We start from the raw sequence: 20,540 nt of genomic DNA, 5'->3' as shown, positions 1-20,540 counted from the left end.
CTCTAAGGAGCTGCTGATTAGAACATGATTACAAACTGTAAGTTCTGGCTAAGAAAGAATCGTCCACTGCCTTGTCTCTTGCTTCGTTTTCAAAAGCCGTCTCAGCCTCATTCAGACGTTTTCTTAGCTCGTCGATGTAGCGATCATCGATAACAGTCTGGCTTGTCATCCGGATAAAATCCTCGTCGCTCATTGGAGTACCTTCATGTTTGCACAAACGTAATTGTTCGTATTTTACACTATTGTCTAATGTGATCGCAACTAAGATCACTCTTCAGAAGCTGCGCGCAATGCTATCCCCGCCACGCCTGCCCGCTTTATGCATCGCTTTTCATGCAAGTGCATGCAGGCACTCAGGCGGCGTCAGCTCTGCCGCTGACGGGCCTCTGGGCGTGCATTTTATGCATGCAAAACCATGCAGCTCTTGCATGCATCACTATTTATACTCGTCACCATGCAGAAAATCTTTAGTTTTGAGGCAAAAAAATCCCCGCCGGGTGGCAGGGATACGCAGGAGTTGTGATCAGTGTCTGAATGCGGAGCCGTATCGCCCCAGCGTCTGTTTTTCCCACCCCGGCGCCGGAGGTGGCGTCGCCGTGGCCGGTTCCGGCTGAGGCGGGCAGGTAATCATCTTAACAAGGTTTTCATGCGTATTGAAAGCTAGCGACACATCAGGATAGACACCGATAGACAATAATTTCTCCCGCCCCATAACATGCTACTTCATCCGCCAGTAGCGAGAGCCATTTACACTGATCAGCAAGCCACCATCCGCAAGCTTGTAAGGTTTATCCAAGGGCTTTGCCGTGCGCGCCTTGACGTCATGCCATTGCGTCTCCTTCTGGGGATATCGATTTTCACAGCGATTTTTAACCCCCTAATTGGGAGTAGATTTCAGTAGAGATAGATTGACATCAGGAGATGTATAATTTCAACTTAAATAGCTGATTTTTTTTGATTTATTGAGGTTAGTTAACGCAAAAAGGGGAGAGTTGGCGGAAGATCACAGGAGTCGAACCTGCCCGGGACCGCTCGCGGCCCCAACTGGATTTGAAGTCCAGCCGCCTCACCGGAGACGACGATCTTCCCTTACTGCAGAGGCGCTGAGTATAGCATCGCCAATGACCACAAATAAACTCCGGTTTTTATCATTATTTCACTGATGTCCGCCACCGACAGTAAGCTGTCCGTTTTTGGTCTTCTTTCCTTGCCTAATCCCGTCCATCATAGCGTTAATCCCATTCAGCAGGAGTCCAGAAATGACCGATACCGTACTGTTAGTGATTGATGCGCAGCAATCCTTCTATGAGCGTGGCTACAATGAAGCCCCGGAAACCCCGGCTTTCGAAAAAGCGTTAACCACGCTGGTCGCGGGCTGTCAGGCGAAGGGCATTCCGGTAGTAGATGTATTCCATGTGGAAAGTGAAGGTGCCTTTGCGCCGGAATCCGGTCTGGTGGTGCGTCTGCCGTTCCTGGATCACCAACCGGTCGCCAGCTTCCGTAAGAAAGTGCACAACGCCCTGACGGAATCGGGCCTGCAACAGTGGCTGGAACAGAACGCGGTGAAGCACGTGATTATCACCGGCCTGCGCTCTGAGCAGTGCTGTGAAACCACCGCCCGCGTGGCGTCGGACTTCGGCTACCACGTGACCTATGTGACGGAAGCGACGCTGACCTTCCCAATCACCCATGATGGGATTACCCTGAGCATTGCCGATTTACGTCACCGTACCGAAAGCGTGCTGATCAATCGTTTTGCCGATATCCGTACCGTTGAGGGCCTCCTCAAGGAGCTTGCATAACATGACAACCCCGGTGTGGTTTTTAACCCTGCCCGGTGTGATGACGCTGGACCTCACCGGTCCGGCGGAAACGCTGAAGCTGGCGAGGGATGCGTTTTCACTGCGCTATATCGGCCCGGATGAGAGCGTTCTCACCTCCACAGAGATGGTTATCAGCCGCATTGAACCGCTGCCGGAGGCATTGCCCGCCGGGAGCCTGCTGGTGATCCCCGGCGTCAGTGACTCAAAAGTGTGGTTCGACACGCCGCAGGCGGTGGCAGCCCGCAACTGGCTGATGCGCATTCAGCCCGCCATTCATGCCCGCGAGGTGACCTTAGTCTGCGTCTGTTCCGGGTCACTGCTGGCGGCAAAAGCCGGGCTGATGAACGGCGTGCAGTGTACGACTCATCATGAGGTGATCGAGCGACTGAAAGTGGCTGAACCCGGTGCGATCGTGAAAGAAAACCGCATTTTCGTTGAAGATCGCGGTATCTGGACCAGCGCAGGGATTACCGCCGGGATCGATCTGTCACTGCATCTGATTAACCGCCTGTGCGGCGCGCAGACGGCGATGGATGTGGCACGTGAAATGGTGGTCTATTTCCGGCGTTCGGGGGAAGATCCGCAGCTGTCGCCCTGGCTGCGCTATCGCAACCATATCCATCCGGCGATCCACCGTGCGCAGGATCTGCTGACCCTGCAACCGGAGCAGGAGTGGCCGTTGGAGGATATTGCCGCCAAAGTGCACGTCAGCGCACGCCATCTGACGCGTCTGTTCCGCCAGCATCTGGGCATCAGCGTACGTGACTATCACGAACAGCTGCGGCTGACGATTGCCCAACAGCGTCTGCAACAGGGCGAAGGCAATGAACGCGCAGCACTGTCGGCCGGGTTCTCTTCCTCGCGCCAGCTGCGCCGTGCGCTACAGCGCTGGCAGGCGTGAAAAAGGAGGGTGATAAAACCCTGAAATAATCGTCGTCAGAAAAAAGGCCGTTCTGCTCACTCTCACCAGTGAGCACCCCACCCGATTTCAATTTGCTCAACGTTTGTGCTAGTGTTACTCGTAACATTCGCCCTTTTTCGCCCTAAAAGCTAAACCGATTTAGCTACCATAAGAGGCGATTCCGGCTTAACAAAATACGAGGCACATCATTATGAAGAACCTGTTAATTGTTGCCGCTACCGTGGCGCTGGCACTGCTGTCGATTTACTTTTTGTCGCCGTGGCCGGTCTGGCTGGGGACGCTGGCGGCCTGGGTGACGACCGGCTCGTTCTGCCTGCAGGTGCTGCATATCGTGAAAAATAAGGATACCAGCGGCCTGTCACTGGGGATGTGGGCAGCGCTGTTCTTTGGCGTTTCCTGCTGGACGTGGTACGGCCACCGGATGAACGATGTGCCAGTGATGGTCGCCAACGGCATTACCTCCCTGCTGGCGCTGACGGTGATTCTGCTCAAACTGTGGCACGAGCGCCCGCTGCCTAACCCTAACCGCCGCAGGCTGGTACGCATGCCCGGAGTGATCCTTAATCCACGCATCCGCCGTTTGCGTCCGCTGAAAAACGCCCCGGAGCAGGGGAAAAAAGTCAGCTAACCAGGTGGCGTTTATCCAGCTTCTGCAAGCCGAGTGCCAGCAGCAGGCTGCCTGCCAGGGTAATGCCGAATATCAGCGGGATATCGATCAGCGGATGGTCGGTGTTATCCAGGTCGTGGGTGCGCATAAAGTGAATAAACAGCGCATGGAAGCCGTAAATCGGCAGTGAACAGCGGGAAATCAGGGCAAAGAACGGGTTAACGTGGTCGTTAAGGGTGTTTTTAAACAGCACCAACAGGCTGACGGCGGCGAAAAATACCGCCGGGCCGCAGTAAAGATACCAGGTATCGGCAAAAGCTCCATTGATCGCGAACTGCCGTTTGGTGCCAAAGGCAATCATCAGCACACAGGCCACAAACACCCCACCCGCCAGCCAGGAGACGCCGCGTTTTTGCGTTTCCATCATCCCAATCGCCCGGCCAAACAGGGCGTACAGCAGGTAATAAATTGTATCACCGTTGATATACAGATTGATCGGCAGCCAGTGGAAGCGGGCAATAGAGCTGTCGACGGTGTTGGGGTTAGCCAGCAGCGCTATCACCAACGTCACCACGGCCAGGTAACCCGCCCGCACCGGCTTCACCTGGATCAACGGTGACAGCAGATAAATGACGATAATCGCGAAGAAGAACCAGAGGTGATAGAACACCGGCTTTTGCAGCAGATGCTTCACCGACATCGCTTCATTTATCGGTGTCAGCAGCGTGATGTAAATCAGCGCCACCGTGCTGTAGAACAGCAGGCACAGCACGATGCGCAGGAAATGCCGCCCCTGGGCGCTGCGTTCTCCGAAGAACAGGTAACCAGAAATCATAAAGAAGATCGGCACGCAGACGCGTGAGGCCGAATTAAGCAGGTTGGAGAGATCCCAGCTGTGCTCACCCACCGACATCCCGGTGGTCACATACCAGGTGGTGGTGTGGATCATAATCACCATCAGGCAGGCAACTGCGCGTAAATTCTCTATCCATCCTATCTTTTGCGACATTTCATCCTCTGTTCCCGGCAAAATCTGCATTAATGCGAGAAAGAGGGTAGCCAGGTCGCTGCGCTTCAACAACCGGAGAGGGGAAAAATAGGACCAGGATGAAGGGATTATGTGGTGGAGGCGACAAAAATTCCTGAATCCCCCCTCACGGCATTTTGGTAATAGGTACGGTCAAAGGGTATACTGACGCCCACTTTTTATCACCACTCGTATCGCGTGCGAATCCAAATGCAAAAGTTTGATACCAAGACCTTTCAGGGGCTGATCCTGACCTTACAGGATTACTGGGCACGCCAGGGCTGCACCATCATCCAACCTCTGGATATGGAAGTGGGCGCTGGTACTTCTCACCCAATGACCTGCCTGCGTGCGCTGGGTCCGGAGCCGACGGCCGTTGCCTATGTGCAGCCTTCACGTCGCCCGACCGATGGCCGCTACGGTGAGAACCCGAACCGACTTCAGCACTATTACCAGTTCCAGGTGATCATCAAACCTTCACCCGACAATATTCAGGAGCTTTATCTCGGCTCCCTGAAAGAGCTGGGCATGGACCCGACCATCCACGACATCCGCTTTGTGGAAGATAACTGGGAAAACCCAACGCTGGGTGCCTGGGGTCTGGGCTGGGAAGTGTGGCTGAACGGTATGGAAGTGACGCAGTTCACCTACTTCCAGCAGGTTGGCGGTCTGGAATGTAAACCGGTTACCGGTGAGATCACCTACGGTCTTGAGCGCCTGGCGATGTACATCCAGGGCGTGGACAGCGTTTACGATCTGGTCTGGAGCGACGGTCCGTTGGGGAAAACCACCTACGGCGATGTGTTCCACCAGAACGAAGTGGAGCAGTCCACCTATAACTTCGAATACGCTGACGTCGACTTCCTGTTTACCTGCTTCGAGCAGTACGAGAAGGAAGCGCAGAGCCTGCTGGCGTTGGAAAAACCCCTGCCGCTGCCTGCCTACGAACGTATTCTGAAAGCCGCACACAGCTTTAACCTGCTGGATGCGCGTAAAGCGATCTCCGTCACCGAGCGTCAGCGCTATATTCTGCGCATCCGCACCCTGACGAAAGCCGTGGCTGAAGCTTACTATGCCTCCCGCGAGGCACTGGGCTTCCCGATGTGCAATAACAAGAAATAAGAGGCAGCCATGACTGAAAAAACCTTCCTGGTGGAGATCGGCACCGAAGAGCTGCCACCAAAAGCACTGCGCAGCCTGGCAGAATCCTTTGCCGCCAATTTTACCGCTGAACTGGATGCCGCTGGCCTGGCCCACGGCGAAGTCAGCTGGTTTGCCGCGCCGCGCCGTCTGGCACTGAAAGTGGCGAATCTGGCCGCTGCGCAGCCCGATCGCGAAGTGGAAAAACGTGGCCCGGCCATTCAGGCCGCTTTTGATGCGAATGGCGTCCCGAGCAAAGCCGCTGAAGGCTGGGCACGTGGCTGCGGCATCACCGTTGATCAGGCCGAGCGTCTGAGCACCGATAAAGGTGAATGGCTGCTGTATCGCGCTCAGGTCACTGGCGAAAGTGCCCAGGCCCTGCTGCCCGCGATGATCGCCACCTCCCTGGCGAAGCTGCCGATCCCGAAACTGATGCGCTGGGGCGCGTCCGAGGTGCAGTTCGTGCGCCCGGTGCATACCGTCACGCTGCTGTTGGGTGATGAGCTGATCCCGGCAAAAATTCTGGGTATCGACTCTGCACGTATCATTCGCGGTCACCGCTTTATGGGCGAGCCTGAGTTCACCATTGATAACGCTGACCAGTATCCGCAGATCCTGCTGGAGCGCGGCAAGGTGCAGGCGGATTACGCCGTGCGTAAAGCCACCATCAAAGCCGATGCTGAAGCCGCTGCGGCAAAAATTGGCGGCATTGCCGATCTGAGCGACAGTCTGCTGGAAGAAGTCACTTCCCTGGTCGAGTGGCCGGTGGTGTTGACGGCGAAGTTTGAAGAGAAGTTCCTCGCGGTACCGGCAGAAGCGCTGGTCTACACCATGAAGGGCGATCAGAAGTACTTCCCGGTGTACGACAACGCGGGCAAGCTGCTGCCTAACTTTATCTTCGTGACCAATATCGAATCGAAAGATCCGCAGCAGATTATCTCCGGTAACGAGAAAGTGGTGCGTCCACGTCTCGCTGACGCCGAGTTCTTCTTTAACAGCGACCGTAAACGTCGCCTGGAAGATAACCTGCCGCGTCTGGAAACCGTGCTGTTCCAGAAAGAGCTGGGATCGCTGCGTGATAAAACCGACCGCATTCAGGCGCTGGCAGGCTGGATTGCTGCGCAGATCGGTGCGGATGTTAATCACGCGACCCGTGCAGGCCTGCTGTCCAAGTGCGACCTGATGACCAATATGGTGTTTGAGTTCACCGACACCCAGGGTGTGATGGGGATGCACTACGCGCGTCATGATGGCGAAGCCGAAGACGTGGCCGTGGCGCTGAACGAGCAGTATCAGCCGCGCTTTGCCGGCGATCAGCTGCCGTCCAACCCGGTTGCCTGTGCGCTGGCTATCGCTGACAAGATGGATACCCTGGCGGGTATCTTCGGTATTGGTCAGCATCCGAAAGGCGATAAAGACCCGTTTGCTCTGCGTCGTGCTGCGCTGGGCGTGCTGCGTATCATCGTTGAGAAGAACCTGCCGCTCGATCTGCAAACCCTGACAGAAGAAGCCGTGCGCCTGTATGGCAGCAAGCTGTCTAACGCTAAAGCAGTGGATGAAGTGATCGACTTTATGCTGGGTCGCTTCCGTACCTGGTACCAGGAAGAAGGCCACAGCGTCGATACCATTCAGGCGGTACTGGCACGTCGTCCAACGCGTCCGGCCGACTTCGATGCGCGTATGAAGGCAGTATCTCACTTCCGTACGCTGGAGCAGGCAGCCAGCCTGGCAGGTGCCAACAAGCGCGTCTCCAACATTCTCGCTAAAGCGACTGAACCGCTGAACGACAGCGTGCAGGCGTCACTGCTGAAAGAGAATGAAGAGATCAAGCTGGCGACCTACGTGTCGGCGCTGAGCAGCAAACTGCAGCCGTTCTTCGCGGAAGGACGCTACCAGGACGCTCTCATTGAGCTGGCACAGCTGCGTGAAGCGGTGGACAACTTCTTTGACAAGGTGATGGTCAATGCCGAAGAGAAAGAAGTGCGTATTAACCGTCTGACGCTGCTGGCGAAACTGCGCGAGCTGTTCCTGCAGGTAGCGGATATCTCTCTGCTACAGTAATGTGATGCTGTTACGGGCGGACCGAAACAGGTGTCCGCCCCTACGGGATCCAGGTTGCTCCGAACCGTAGGGGCGACCATTTTTTCCGGTCGCCCCGTGCCGATAATTTGCACCCGCCGTATTTTTCGCTCGTCGACATCCCGCTTTACAATTCCGCCTTGCCCTCCTCCCCCCATTTCCTTACCCTGTGCGGTTTTCGCCAACCAGGTTGAGACATCATGCAATCCTATGGATTCGCTGCCAAAGCAGCAAACACCCCGCTGGAACCCTTCGAATTTACCCGCCGAGAACTCCAGGCTAACGATATCCACATCGATATCCACTACTGTGGTGTCTGCCATTCCGACCTGCATATGGCGCGTAACGAATGGGGCGTCAGCCAGTTCCCGCTGGTGCCAGGCCACGAAATCGTTGGCCGCGTGGTCAGCACCGGCAGCGCGGTCAGCGCGTTTAAAGCCGGGGATCTGGTCGGCGTTGGCGTGATGGTGGACTCCTGCGGCCACTGCGCCCAGTGCCACGAGGGTGAAGAGCAGTACTGCGAAGAAGGCTTCACCGCGACCTACAACAGCGACGAGAAAGTGATCGGCGGCAAAACCTTTGGGGGTTACTCCGACAGCATCGTGGTCGACAGCAAGTTTGTGGTGGCCGTGCCGGAAAATCTGGAACTCAGCGCCGTGGCCCCCCTGCTGTGCGCGGGCGTCACCACCTGGTCACCGCTCAAGCACTGGAACATTCAGGCAGGCCAGCGCGTCGGCGTCATTGGCCTGGGTGGCCTCGGCCATATGGCGGTGAAACTGGCTGCTGCGCTGGGCGCGGAAGTGGTTCTGTTTACCACCTCCCCTGCCAAAGGGGCCGATGCACTGCGCCTCGGCGCCAGCCAGGTTGTGGTTTCGAAAGATGCGGAGCAAATGGCCGGGGTGAAAAACAGCCTGGATATGATCCTGGACTGCGTTGCCGCCCCGCACGATCTTGACCCGTACCTCAGCGCGCTGAAAACCAATGGTCATCTGGTGCTGGTCGGTATTCCTGACTCACCGCACACGTCGCCGGACGTTACGCCTATCGTTTTCAAACGCCTGAGCATTTCCGGGACCTCTATCGGCAGCATCAAAGAGACGCAGGAGATGCTGGATTTCTGTGGTCAGCACAATATCGTGTCCGATGTGGAAGTGATTCGTCTCGATGAGGTTGAGCAGGCATTTGAACGGATGCTGAAAGGGGATGTGAAGTACCGCTTTGTGATTGATATGAAAGCCGGGCAATAATCATTAGCCTAAAAACAAGAACCCGCCTGATGGCGGGTTTTTTCGGTCAGTCCAGCAGCTGTCTGCTGAGACATGGATTCGAGTGTATCAACTGCATTAATTTTTGCGCACTGCCTGAGGGTTTGGTTTTTTTGGCTTCCCAGTTTTTCACTGAAGAAACACTGACACCTAACGCCTGAGCAAATTCATCAATCTGCATGCCGGTAATTTCCCGAACTCGCTTTGGCTCGGGCTGCGCCACATCACTCTTCAGGGCCGGAATGACATGCATCATAGGGCGGGTCATAACAATCTGCTCCAGACTGGAAAGCAGTTCGGACATGGGATCTTTAGTCTCCATAAGCACTCCTCGAAAACTCACTAAACGTGAACAACCAGAGGGAAAGAACCTTAAATCCAGGTTCTCAATGCTGGCATACATCAGCCACTGGGACGCTTTTTGGGGCAGCACAGGGAAACGCCAGGATCATAAGTATGAGATCATTTTGCGAGATCGGGATCATATTTTTTGTTTATTTTTCCATCCTGCGTTGCAGCCCGCCTCACAAATACAGCGCAAAAATAAGTTACACAGACATCGCTATCCATCAAAAGTGATTTCGACTATTCTTTACCCAACATTTGTAGTTTGAATAAAACCGATAAGTATTTGTTAACAGGAGTTAATTTCTTATGATGACAGGATCATCACGCATCTTGACGCGTCTGCTGGTGCCCGTTATGGCGCTATTTATGGTGTTACAACTTACTGGCTGTGGCGATAACGAAGCCGATCAACGTAAAGCGTTTATCGATTTCCTGCAAAACACCGTTATGCGCAGCGGCGAACATCTGCCCAGCCTGAGTGAAGATCAGAAGCAGAAATTTGGTCCCTTCGTCAGCGATTACGCGATTCTTTATGGTTTTTCTCAGCAGGTAAATCGTGCCGTGGATTCCGGGCTGAAACCGGTGGTTGATGAGCTGTCAGCCATCCACACTCCGCAGGATTACCTGACACGCCGTGATGCCCTGCGCCAGGTGAGCGGTTCTCTTGGGGTACTGACCCAGCAGATTCAGTCCGCGAAAATGCAGGCCGACAGCAGCAAGGCGGCACTGAAACAGCCGGAAGATTTAAAAACCGTGTACGACAATGTGTTTAACAAAGTGGTCACTCAACCTGCTGCAACACTGGCACCGCTGCTGCCCGCGTTACAAACCCTGAGCCAGGATGCGGTACAGACCGGTGACTTCCTGCAACAGCAGGGCGCAAACGTCAGTTTTAACGGTTCTGCGATCCAGTTCCCGACCCAGCCTCAGGCCACGCAGTACAATACGCTGATGAGCAATCTGAGCACCAATGCCCAGGCGTTGACCCAGGCGCAAGCCGCGCTGAAGGGCAATTTCCAGTAAATTCTGCATCAGAGCTGACAATCGTCAGCTCTGATGTTCCTTCCCCTCTCACCTGTCACTTTCTTACATAAGACTCATCTCATGTTTCGACGGGCAGAAGAAGTGTGATCGCACGCATTCAGCCCTCAAATAATTTGTGATCAACATCACAAATCAAAAACAAACAAACAACATACATTTGTGATACACATCACATCACGCGGTTGTTATTGTTTAAATATTCGCCACCGTCCTTTTCATACACTCCTTAAATGTGATCGTTATCACTAAAACAACCCATGCACCCCACCTAACATAGTGATCTACATCACACTTATCCCGACAGCTACGCAGCGTCATATTCGCGTGATAGAGTCCGCCTGCATACAGTGATACTGACGGCTTCCCACTGTCGGGTCTAAAACAAAAATTCAACGCGCTCTCTTATTTGGCGGCGCGTACCAATAAGGGGTGTTTTTTATGTCCTCATCAGATATCAAGATCAAGGTTCAGAACTTTGGTCGCTTTCTGAGCAACATGGTAATGCCAAACATCGGGGCGTTTATCGCCTGGGGTATTATCACCGCACTGTTTATTCCTACCGGATGGCTGCCAAACGAAACACTGGCGAAACTGGTTGGCCCAATGATTACCTACCTGTTGCCACTGCTGATCGGCTTTACAGGGGGTCGTCTGGTCGGCGGCGATCGCGGCGGTGTGGTAGGTGCTATTACCACCATGGGCGTGATTGTGGGTGCGGACATGCCAATGTTCCTCGGTTCAATGATTGCAGGTCCTCTGGGCGGCTGGGCGATTAAAACCTTCGACCGCCAGGTTGACGGTAAAATCAAAAGCGGCTTTGAAATGCTGGTGAACAACTTCTCTGCCGGTATCATCGGCATGCTGTTGGCTATCCTCGCATTCCTGGCAATTGGTCCACTGGTAGAAGGTCTGTCCCATATTCTCGCCGCAGGCGTCAATCTGATGGTGCAGAACAACCTGCTGCCACTGACCTCGATCTTCGTGGAACCGGCAAAAATCCTGTTCCTGAATAACGCCATTAACCACGGTATCTTCTCGCCACTGGGTATCCAGCAGGCCAGCGAAGCCGGTAAGTCGATCTTCTTCCTGATCGAAGCGAACCCGGGCCCAGGTATGGGCGTACTGATGGCCTATATGTTCTTTGGCCGTGGTAATGCCAAGCAGTCTGCCGGTGGCGCTGCCATTATCCACTTCCTCGGTGGTATCCACGAAATCTACTTCCCGTATGTGCTGATGAACCCACGCCTGATTCTGGCGGTGATCCTCGGGGGTATGACCGGTGTATTCACCCTGACTCTGCTGAACGGCGGCCTGGTGTCTCCGGCTTCACCGGGTTCCATCCTGGCGGTGCTGGCAATGACGCCAAAAGGGGCTTACTTCGCGAACATCGCCGCGATCTTTGCCGCCTTTGCTGTCTCCTTCGTGGTTTCTGCCATTCTGCTGAAAACCAGCAAAGTGAAAGAAGATGACGACATCGAAGCTGCATCACGTCGCGTACAGGAAATGAAAGCCCAGTCTAAAGGCCAGTCAACTGCCCCTGCTGGCGGTGCTGATGGCCTGCATAGCGATCTGAGCCACGTCCGTAAAATCATCGTTGCCTGCGATGCGGGTATGGGTTCCAGCGCCATGGGTGCCGGTGTGCTGCGTAAGAAAGTGAACGATGCAGGGCTGACCAACATCTCCGTGACCAACACCGCGATTAACAGTCTGCCGGGCGATGTCGACCTGGTGATTACTCACCGCGATCTGACCGAACGAGCGATGCGCCAGGCGCCTCATGCCCAGCACATCTCGCTGACCAACTTCCTCGACAGCGGCCTGTATAACGACCTGACAGCACGTCTGGTGGAAGCCGGGCGCAGCGCGGGTCACCGTGAGAAAGTGAGTACCACGCTGAGCGACAGCTTTGACGAAGGCCAGGATCACCTGTTCAAACTGAGCGCCAGCAACGTGTTCCTGGGCAATCATGCGGACAATAAAGAGCAGGCCATTCGCTTTGCCGGTGAGCAGTTGGTGAAAGGCGGCTACGTTGAGCCGGAATACGTTGCCGCAATGCTGGAACGTGAAAAGCTGACACCGACTTACCTCGGTGAATCTATCGCCGTGCCGCACGGCACCGTGGAAGCAAAAGACCGTGTGCTGAAAACTGGCGTGGTCTTCTGTCAGTACCCGGCAGGGGTTCACTTCGGCGAAGAGCCGGATGATATCGCGCGTCTGGTGATTGGTATCGCAGCACGTAATAACGAGCACATTCAGGTTATTACCAGCCTGACTAATGCGCTGGATGATGACAGCGTGATCGCCCGTCTGGCGACCACGACCAGTGTGCAGGAAGTTCTCGACCTCCTGTCCGGTAAAACCAGCGCGTAAGCGGGTTTCATCATCACACCTCTGTGTAGGGCTGGGCATGCCCGGCCCTTTTTTGGTTTGGGCATGTCCAACCTTTACATCTTTGATACGGGAATAATTATGAAAGCATTACATTTTGGCGCCGGAAATATCGGCCGTGGCTTTATCGGTAAACTGCTGGCTGATGCTGGCATTCAGCTCACTTTCGCAGACGTTAATCAGGTGGTGCTGGATGCCCTGAACGCGCGCGGCGAGTACCCGGTGCATGTGGTGGGTGAGCAGGCGCAGGTTGAGATTGTTAAAGGTGTGAACGCCGTTAACAGTACCAGCGATGATATTATTGCGCTGGTAGCAGAGGTTGATATCGTTACCACGGCGGTTGGTCCACAGATCCTTGAGCGCATTGCCGCCAGCATTGCCAAAGGGTTGGCCAAACGCAGTGATAGCGCTAATACCCGTCCGCTGAACATTATTGCCTGCGAGAATATGGTGCGCGGCACCACACAGTTGAAAGGCCACGTGCTGAAAGCACTGCCTGAGCAGTATCACGCCTGGGTCGAAGCACATGTAGGCTTCGTCGACTCTGCCGTTGACCGCATTGTGCCGCCTTCTGAAGCCGGCAGCAGCGATCCGCTGGAAGTGACGGTAGAAACCTTCAGCGAGTGGATCGTCGACCAGACGCAGTTCAAAGGCGACCTGCCTGCCATCCCCGGCATGGAGTTGACCGATAATCTGATGGCATTCGTCGAGCGCAAGCTGTTCACCCTCAATACCGGCCACGCCATTACCGCCTATCTTGGGCAGCTGGCAGGTCATCAAACCATTCGCGAAGCCATTCTCGATGAAAAAGTGCGTGCTGTCGTGCAGGGCGCAATGGAAGAGAGCGGCGCAGTGCTGATTAAACGTTATGATTTTGACGCGGTAAAACACGCGGCCTATATCCAGAAAATCCTTGGCCGTTTTGAAAACCCGTATCTGAAAGATGACGTTGAGCGTGTGGGCCGCCAGCCGCTGCGTAAATTGAGCGCAGGCGATCGCCTGATCAAACCAACACTGGGCACACTGGAGTACCAGCTACCGCATGACAACCTGGTCACCGGGATTGCCGCCGCACTGCATTACCGCAGCGAGCAAGATCCACAGGCGCAGGAACTGGCTGCCCTGCTGGCAAGCCAGGATGTCGCGACGACGCTGGCACAAATTTCCGGTCTGGATATCGACAGCGATGTGGTCAAGGCGGTAGTGAAGGCCTGGAACGCTATGGCATAATGTCGGCGCAAGCGCTCCTCACGGACGAACAATCAGGGCACAGCACTGCTGCTGTGCCCGCGCAGATGTTATTAGGCCATATGAATGATATGCAGGCACTCATGGAACAACCTCAGGCTTTTGAAAACCGGGTGCTCGAACGCCTTAATGCCGGACGATCGGTAAGAAGCTTTCTTATCGCCACTGTTGAACTGCTGGCAGAAGCGGTGAACATACTGGTGATACAGGTGTTCCGTAAGGATGATTATGCCGTCAAATACGCTGTGGAACCGCTACTACTGGGCGATGGCCCGCTGGGTGAACTGTCGGTACGCCTGAAGCTGATCTACGGCCTTGGCATGATTAACCGTAGCGAGTACGAAGACTGCGAACTGCTTATGGCATTGCGCGAAGAGTTGAATTATGACGGTAGCGAATATCGTTTCACTGATGACGAAATTCTCGGGCCATTTGGCGAGCTTCACTGCGTTAGTGGCCTGCCGCCATGTCCTGATTTCGCCGGCGATGATGTGGATCTGCGTGCTATGCAGCAGCAACGCTATCAGCAGGTAGTGCGCTCCACGATGGTCCTGTCACTGACCACGCTGATTTCACAAATCAGTCTCAAGCAAGCTTTCAAAAAGTAATCCGCCCTTTTCCCTCTTTGCTCCGCTTTCGTGTATCCTTTGCAGCAATGAATCAATTTAATGGTCAATCGTTATGAAAGAACAAGTACAGTCAGAAATCAAAGATCTCAGCGACAAGCTGGATGCGCTCAATCATAAAGAACCCGTTCTGCTGGCGTCTGGCGACAGCGAGAAACTCGGTGAATTATTGAAAGAAAAAGACAAATTAGAAGCAGAAATCGAGCGTCTGCGCGGTGTGCGTGCCGAAAACCTGAGCAAAGAAGCCCAGGCGTTGCAAAAACTACCGTTTAGCCGCCCCATCACCAAGAAAGAGCAGGCGAATATGGGGGCGCTGAAGAAAAGCGTTCGTGGCTTTGTTGTGGTACATCCGACGACCGCACTGGGCCGTGAAATGGGTCTGAAAGAGATGACGGGTTTCGCAAAAACTGCCTTTTAAAAGCCGTGCCATCGATAAAAAAACAGGGTCCTGGCACCCTGTTTTTTTACGATCCGATATTATCCCAATGATTTTCCCATCCCCGAAAAAAATATCACCCCGATATTAAATGTCGAAAAAAACCCATTAAATTACTCTTGCGATTCATAGGCTCGAATTAAAACATATAACAGAATTAAATATCGCAATAGGAATTTTCAATGAAGTTTGATACCGCTCAGATAATTTATTCAATATAATATACCGCAAGCGTACTATTAAGAATGCACGGAGAGACGTTTGCAAGACGTTGATAAGACGTCTCCGGTTAGGGACAACTTCAGGTATTAATCATGCGAAAGAATCACATCACCATTGTCATCCGTGACCCAAATCGCTTTTATATTAGAGGGTTAACGAATTGTCTTGCTGAAAACTTTTCCCTCCGTAACATTCACACTGATTTTACCGATTGTGCTTTTAACAGCAGGGCGAAAATGATCTTCCTGGCGGAAGAATCACTTTCCATCGCCAATATCCATTATTTAAATCGCCGGATGTCGATACGACCGCTTTGTATATTCATTATCAAAAATAGCGATAGTGCTGACGAGCAGCCCGAGGGGATAGCGCACAACATTAGCCATTACACCCCCCTCTATCGCAACCAGTCCGTTGAGAGCATGTTATCGGTGATCAATGAACAACTGGAGCAGCTCAATAGCGTGCGTAGTGCCTTTGTTCAACCGTGTTCAGTGGTTAGCCGTACGGAGACGAATCTGACAAGACGTGAAACCGAGATTCTCCGCTATCTGGCACGCGGCATCAGTAATGGTGGCGTGGCACGCTTCCTCCATATCAGCGAGAAAACCGTCAGCGCACATAAACGGAATATTATGTGCAAACTCAATATGATTCGCCCTGCTGAACTGAACTACTGGTTAATTCAGGAAGGCTGGTGTGAATCCATTCGTACTGGCGACCAATTTCATTAATCCTGGCAGGATGTGATGCAGCGCAAAAATGCGATATCCCGATACCCTATCGTGATGAATCATCATCCGTAAAGTTATTCAATTAGAGTTATTTTTATGATGGCAATTCGTAATACTTCATTGAAATTTATTATCAATATGTTCGCCGTATTGTTTATTTTCTCTCTTTCTGGCTGCCAGACAACATCGCAGAAAATGCGTGCTGCATCAGCGCAATCCGCACACACTGCAAAATACATTAAACAAAATGAGAATCTGAAAAAGTGCCAGGCTCAGCTTCAGGCGCTGAAAGTCGTCAGCCCATCAGAATACATTAGAATGCAAAATGCATTCGACAACCTGATGAACAGCGCAGCTCAATACACTGGCCTGCGAAAAAGCGTTGATGAGAATACTCAGGAAACTGTGGACTCACTTTATCACTATCGCGCAAATCAGCTTTGTGCTCACATTGCACAAACACTGATGGATAGCCTAACCAGCAAAGGTGAAGCACGTCCATGATCGGTAAATATACTATTCCCTTTGCTTTGTCAGGTGCCGCTGCCCTGGTGGTGGCATGCCTGGGTATAAGTAAATTGTACGCAGCAGAACACGAAGCGCCGGCCGTTTTGAACTTTGCTACCTCCTATCTGCAGGAGCAACAGCAGCCACCGCCCAGAGTACCTGAGCCTCCATCTTTGGCCAGGGAACCAGGAAAAACGGTCAAACCTAAGCAAAAGCCGACTTCGACAGCACCTTCCGTAGATCGCGGCCAAATGGCCGCCTTACGACGAGATATTGAGGATAAAACCCGGCAAATCGCTCAAAAAAATGGAGCAATAAACGCGCTTGAAAAGCAGATTGTTGCCCTTAAAAAAACAGCACCCGCCCCTGATACAGCCAATGAACCCCCTCATTTAATCCCTGCCGATAAGGAAGCGATGCTGGATCTGGTGAAGGATTTACGCCAGGTTTTCAGCCTCCATCCAACGCAAAACTCGCTGGTGACAAAATTAGCGCAAGCAAAAGATCAGCTTAAAGAGGTTCAGCTTGCTGAAGCCGCCCTGCGCAGCCAGCTTAAAGCGATTAACGATGGTAAGGATCGCATCGTCAGCGCGCATGAAGAGGGATTAAAACAGCAGATTGAACAGTACAACGCCAAGATAACCGAGCTGGAAGCACACCTCTCTTCCAGCCGCCAGGATATTGAGAAGATCACCGCTGAGCGCGACGGCATCGCCGCTAAAGAGCAGCAATTAGCAGCTGAAAATACCGCGGATAAACAGGCGTTTGATAAAGAAAAACAGCAGCTTCTGGACCAGATCGCCCAGGGCAGCCCCGCCGAAGCCCAGCTTGCCGCCAGCATAAAAGAGCAGCAGGCACTGCAGCAGCAAATTGAACAGCACAACGCCAAGATAACCGAGCTGGAGGCTCACCTCTCTTCCAGCCGCCAGGATATTGAGAAGATCACCGCTGAGCGCGACGGCATCGCCGCCAAAGAGCAGCAATTAGCGGCTGAAAATACCGCGGATAAACAGGCGTTTGATAAAGAAAAACAGCAGCTTCTGGACCAGATTGCCCAGGGCAGCCCCGCCGAAGGCCAGCTTGCCGACAGCGTGAAGCAACAGCAGGCGTTGCAGCAGCAGCTTTCCGAGGCACAACAATTGAAAACGGCGCTGCAAGGCGATAAAGATAAGCTACAAGCACAGTTAACCGAGAGCCAGCTCATAGCGAAATCACTACAATCGAAGATGGACCTGGTGCAGTTACAGCAACCAGATCCTGTTGTCGCCGCTACCGGTACGGCACCCGAAGGAACGTCGCCAAAAGAAGGTCATCAGGACAACGATAAGAAACTCCCGGAACTTCAGGCCAGGTTAGAGGCAGCATTGGCCGAACTGGCTTCAGTAAAAAGCCAGAAAGTAGAGGTGAAAACCACCAGTCAACTGCCGGGTATCACGCCAGAACAGCTGAAGAAAAAAAGTGCTCGTGAAGGCTACGCTATTGGCATGTCTCTTGGCGATGAGATTTTGCAAATGCAGCAAGACAATAATAACTGGGGTACGGCAACAGAGAAAAATCTTGTGCTGGCCGGAATCGTTGATGCCTTTAAGGGGCAGGCAAAATTGTCTACTGATGTACTACGAGATACTTTATTGGAAGTCAGCAACCGGGAGAAAAACGATCAGGAAAAGTTAGTCACTCATTTAGATGAAACCACTAAGAAGTATTTAAATAATTTCACTAAAATGAAAAAAACGAAAAAATCACCGTCCGGATTTTGGTATAACATCAGTTATGCAGGTGATGCACCAATACCAAAGAATGCCACTCTCGATGTCGTCGTGAAGGAAAGCCTGACAAATGGCGTTGTCGTCACCGATATGGATTCTAGCAATACTATGCTAACTCAGCCGATAGCTGACTTCCCACCGATTTTCCGTGAAGCATTACAGAAATTAAAAAATCATGGTTCAATTACCATCGTCGTACCGCCAGAACTGGCATATAAGGATAAAGGTTATCCACCTAAAATCCCGCCAAATGCCACGATAATTTATGACCTAAGAATTGCTGATATGTACCCATGACATGCAGGAGTTCAATCATACGTTGGCGGGGGAAGAAATTGACATCTTGCACGATAATGGGATTAAAAAAAAGTGCATCCACTGAGAGAGTGGATGCACCATAATAAAAAATCACACCTTGAAAGAATCTGTTTTATTCCAGTACAAGCTCTTGCTATTTTCTTTCCTGGTTGAGGTGATTACACCTTCTCTCTCGAGTTTTATTAAAATATGCCTGGCATTATAAATGCTCAATTCAGACCGATCAGCAACATCTCTTGTGCTGGCAAAGACAACGGACGAACTGGTAGAATCTTTCTCTTCAAAGAAATCATGCAGTGCAGTTATTACCTTATCAACTGATGCTCGTCTTTGAATGGTTTTAGCCATTGATTCACTCATGTTTTTGCTCCTTATGATATAACCGGCTCCTGCCGAGTAAATATGTGATAAAACTAGACCCTGTAAATTCACAACGAAGCCATGATAATACGCAACCACATTAAACAAAACTTAATATCAATTATTAAATATATCCAAAATTAAAAACCACAAAAACGCAAATTTAAAGAATAAAAGACTAGTTTAACCTCTTTTTGGTAAAACCATTAAATCAATCACCTGTAACAATTAATCTTAATATTGTATTAATAATAAAAAGTAAATGTCGGCACTTAGCAGAACACCACCCTGTGCTTACGGGGTAAACATTGACATCCCTGCTTAGGATTAAGATAATCAAAGAGTAAATAATGGAATATACTTAAAAAGTAAAAAATGGACTATTTTATTAATCAGATCATCCATTTTGACTCAATAAATGGATTACTTAAACTTATCGATAATGATAATTCAACCATACAACTTTCCAGGCCTGGTTCAAGACTTTTGACTGAACTCATTACGCATTGTGGTAAAACAATGACACGTGAAGAGTTACTTCGTTTAGTATGGGAAGAACATGGCCTTAGACCTTCAGGGAGTAATTTAAGCAACCATATCAGCCTGCTGAGAAAGACATTTTCACAGCTTGGAATGACTGAAAACATCATTATTACTATACCCAAGAAAGGGTTTCGCCTGGATGCAGAGACGACATTCACCAGGTCTGATCATCATTCTGATAATGACTCCATTACAAAAATGACAAACCCGAATGAGATTTCACCTTCTATTGTGTCTGAGTCTAACAAGTGTGCGTTAAAACCTAAAATTAAGAAAATGCGTTTAGTTTCAGCGATCGTCATCAGTCTTGTTTTTATTTCTCTTATCTTAATTCGTTACTCATTCAATTCAGGAAAAGCGGATTTTATCAAAATAGGAACATGTCAGACCCTGGATTTGGCAGGGTATAAAAACAAAAACAGAGTAGAAAAACTAAAGATATTAGAGTTATTGATCAATAAAAATAAGATCGACTGTAAAAAAAGCAAAAGCACCATCTACTTTAGGTTTAACAATTTCTTTCCAAAGAAAGAGTACGAACAGAGCGCTATTTTTCTTGCTCAGTGTCATCAGAACAGAAAAAACAGGCTCACATATTGTGAGAGTTACCTTTCAGCCACTATAAAAAAACCATGAGAAATATTATTTTAACCAGCGGAGCTATCATTGTTTTAATGGTCATTTACTTCATCAGTTTCTCCTGGAAAAAGGCTGATCTAGATAAACCCCAACTGAGTATTTCATGCAAAGGGAACGTGAATTTTGATCTTGTCAGACCCACTTCCACGGTCGCAATGAAGGGGAGTATCAGCCTGACCACGTTGGGTGAAAAGCGGCTGGCCTTGGAGTTTTCGGGCCATTTGCTCACTGAACAAGGCCACTTTACCCTCAGCAGAACGCTGATGATGGACTACCTCTATCATCCGGAAAACCACATTCTGGAGCTGAACTATGCGAGCAGTCATGTCAGAGATATTGATACCGCGCCGGAGGATGTTTTCTTTCATGCCATCCTGCAAAGCCACTTGTCCATTGTGAAACTGTCCCAGTTCAGTGATAACGCACTGCTGATCTCAGATACCAACACCCCGCTGTATGTCTGTATTGCACAGTAAGAAGGCATAAAAAAAGGCT

Annotated in this window: 20 protein-coding genes, 1 tRNA gene and 1 pseudogene; 16 read left to right on the top strand and 6 right to left on the bottom strand. The window is 51.5% G+C overall.

The features are described from left to right. Positions 1-28 precede the first annotated feature (28 nt). The 3 genes and pseudogenes from WH277_RS08845 to WH277_RS08835 form a co-directional block, all read right to left on the bottom strand. Positions 29-193: a hypothetical protein gene (locus WH277_RS08845; protein ID WP_339505297.1), complete on the bottom strand. Its 165-nt coding sequence runs from the start codon at positions 191-193 to the stop codon at positions 29-31. Positions 194-658: 465 nt separating this feature from the next. Next, a pseudogene (locus tag WH277_RS28685) lies at positions 659-796 on the bottom strand (Arm DNA-binding domain-containing protein); the annotation flags it as partial. A 197-nt stretch (positions 797-993) separates the two neighbouring features. Then, positions 994-1,088 (bottom strand) — tRNA-Sec (locus WH277_RS08835). Positions 1,089-1,259: 171 nt separating this feature from the next. Here WH277_RS08835 and WH277_RS08830 point away from each other — a divergent pair. The 3 genes from WH277_RS08830 (at position 1,260) to WH277_RS08820 (ending at position 3,373) form a co-directional block, all read left to right on the top strand. Then, positions 1,260-1,802 carry an isochorismatase family protein gene (locus tag WH277_RS08830; RefSeq protein ID WP_227535427.1) on the top strand — a complete coding sequence of 181 codons (543 nt, stop codon included), beginning with the start codon at positions 1,260-1,262 and terminating at the stop codon, positions 1,800-1,802. Between the two features lies 1 nt (position 1,803). After that, positions 1,804-2,724, top strand: a complete 921-nt coding sequence (locus tag WH277_RS08825; protein WP_339505294.1) for a GlxA family transcriptional regulator — start codon at positions 1,804-1,806, stop codon at positions 2,722-2,724. A gap of 211 nt (positions 2,725-2,935) precedes the next feature. Next, complete coding sequence (locus tag WH277_RS08820; RefSeq protein ID WP_133844711.1) at positions 2,936-3,373, top strand: SemiSWEET family sugar transporter; 438 nt, start codon at positions 2,936-2,938, stop codon at positions 3,371-3,373. Here WH277_RS08820 and WH277_RS08815 read toward each other — a convergent pair. Next, positions 3,366-4,361 carry an acyltransferase gene (locus tag WH277_RS08815; protein WP_133844713.1) on the bottom strand — a complete coding sequence of 332 codons (996 nt, stop codon included), beginning with the start codon at positions 4,359-4,361 and terminating at the stop codon, positions 3,366-3,368. The two genes, WH277_RS08820 and WH277_RS08815, sit on opposite strands and share 8 nt — an antisense overlap. Before the next feature lie 228 nt (positions 4,362-4,589). Between WH277_RS08815 and glyQ the strand changes: the two genes are divergently transcribed. The 3 genes from glyQ to WH277_RS08800 all read left to right on the top strand — a co-directional run bounded on the left by glyQ (position 4,590) and on the right by WH277_RS08800 (position 8,845). Further along, on the top strand, positions 4,590-5,501 hold the full coding sequence (glyQ, locus tag WH277_RS08810) for a glycine--tRNA ligase subunit alpha (protein WP_012443081.1): 912 nt from the start codon (positions 4,590-4,592) through the stop codon (positions 5,499-5,501). A 9-nt stretch (positions 5,502-5,510) separates the two neighbouring features. Beyond that, positions 5,511-7,580, top strand: coding sequence for a glycine--tRNA ligase subunit beta (gene glyS, locus WH277_RS08805; protein WP_133844715.1), 2,070 nt, complete (start codon positions 5,511-5,513; stop codon positions 7,578-7,580). A gap of 218 nt (positions 7,581-7,798) precedes the next feature. Then, positions 7,799-8,845, top strand: coding sequence for an NAD(P)-dependent alcohol dehydrogenase (locus tag WH277_RS08800; protein WP_133844717.1), 1,047 nt, complete (start codon positions 7,799-7,801; stop codon positions 8,843-8,845). Between the two features lie 46 nt (positions 8,846-8,891). On the opposite strand, the gene WH277_RS08795 is transcribed toward WH277_RS08800, so the two are convergent. After that, positions 8,892-9,185 (bottom strand): HTH-type transcriptional regulator, encoded by a 294-nt coding sequence (locus tag WH277_RS08795; RefSeq protein ID WP_167863220.1) that lies wholly within the window; start codon positions 9,183-9,185, stop codon positions 8,892-8,894. Positions 9,186-9,517: 332 nt separating this feature from the next. Between WH277_RS08795 and WH277_RS08790 the strand changes: the two genes are divergently transcribed. The 8 genes from WH277_RS08790 (at position 9,518) to WH277_RS08755 (ending at position 18,482) form a co-directional block, all read left to right on the top strand. Next, positions 9,518-10,234, top strand: a complete 717-nt coding sequence (locus tag WH277_RS08790) for a DUF3053 domain-containing protein (protein ID WP_133844721.1) — start codon at positions 9,518-9,520, stop codon at positions 10,232-10,234. A gap of 459 nt (positions 10,235-10,693) precedes the next feature. Continuing rightward, positions 10,694-12,625 carry a PTS mannitol transporter subunit IICBA gene (locus WH277_RS08785; RefSeq protein WP_159338258.1) on the top strand — a complete coding sequence of 644 codons (1,932 nt, stop codon included), beginning with the start codon at positions 10,694-10,696 and terminating at the stop codon, positions 12,623-12,625. Between the two features lie 99 nt (positions 12,626-12,724). Continuing rightward, positions 12,725-13,873: a mannitol-1-phosphate 5-dehydrogenase gene (gene mtlD, locus WH277_RS08780; protein ID WP_171149531.1), complete on the top strand. Its 1,149-nt coding sequence runs from the start codon at positions 12,725-12,727 to the stop codon at positions 13,871-13,873. 65 nt (positions 13,874-13,938) lie between these two features. Continuing rightward, positions 13,939-14,499: a mannitol operon repressor MtlR gene (gene mtlR, locus WH277_RS08775; RefSeq protein ID WP_133844934.1), complete on the top strand. Its 561-nt coding sequence runs from the start codon at positions 13,939-13,941 to the stop codon at positions 14,497-14,499. Positions 14,500-14,572: 73 nt separating this feature from the next. Further along, on the top strand, positions 14,573-14,935 hold the full coding sequence (locus tag WH277_RS08770; RefSeq protein ID WP_339505289.1) for a YibL family ribosome-associated protein: 363 nt from the start codon (positions 14,573-14,575) through the stop codon (positions 14,933-14,935). A 332-nt stretch (positions 14,936-15,267) separates the two neighbouring features. Next, complete coding sequence (locus tag WH277_RS08765) at positions 15,268-15,909, top strand: helix-turn-helix transcriptional regulator (protein WP_133844728.1); 642 nt, start codon at positions 15,268-15,270, stop codon at positions 15,907-15,909. Between the two features lie 96 nt (positions 15,910-16,005). Beyond that, positions 16,006-16,413: a hypothetical protein gene (locus WH277_RS08760; protein ID WP_133844730.1), complete on the top strand. Its 408-nt coding sequence runs from the start codon at positions 16,006-16,008 to the stop codon at positions 16,411-16,413. Next, positions 16,410-18,482 carry an FKBP-type peptidyl-prolyl cis-trans isomerase N-terminal domain-containing protein gene (locus WH277_RS08755; RefSeq protein ID WP_167863221.1) on the top strand — a complete coding sequence of 691 codons (2,073 nt, stop codon included), beginning with the start codon at positions 16,410-16,412 and terminating at the stop codon, positions 18,480-18,482. The genes WH277_RS08760 and WH277_RS08755 overlap by 4 nt, the downstream gene beginning before the upstream one ends. Before the next feature lie 111 nt (positions 18,483-18,593). On the opposite strand, the gene WH277_RS08750 is transcribed toward WH277_RS08755, so the two are convergent. After that, complete coding sequence (locus tag WH277_RS08750) at positions 18,594-18,863, bottom strand: FaeA/PapI family transcriptional regulator (protein ID WP_133844734.1); 270 nt, start codon at positions 18,861-18,863, stop codon at positions 18,594-18,596. A 375-nt stretch (positions 18,864-19,238) separates the two neighbouring features. Here WH277_RS08750 and WH277_RS08745 point away from each other — a divergent pair, with 375 nt between their 5' ends. After that, entirely contained in the window at positions 19,239-20,042 is an 804-nt protein-coding gene (locus WH277_RS08745) for a winged helix-turn-helix domain-containing protein (protein WP_339505284.1), read from the top strand. Next, entirely contained in the window at positions 20,039-20,521 is a 483-nt protein-coding gene (locus WH277_RS08740) for a hypothetical protein (RefSeq protein ID WP_133844738.1), read from the top strand. Before WH277_RS08745 ends, WH277_RS08740 begins: the two co-directional genes overlap by 4 nt. Positions 20,522-20,540: the final 19 nt, after the last annotated feature.

The organism is Erwinia sp. MYb416 (assembly GCF_037479575.1).
In the GTDB taxonomy this organism is placed as follows: Bacteria; Pseudomonadota; Gammaproteobacteria; order Enterobacterales; family Enterobacteriaceae; genus Erwinia; species Erwinia rhapontici.
Note: the sequence above shows the minus strand (reverse complement) of the source record. Positions and strands in the feature narration are given on the sequence as shown.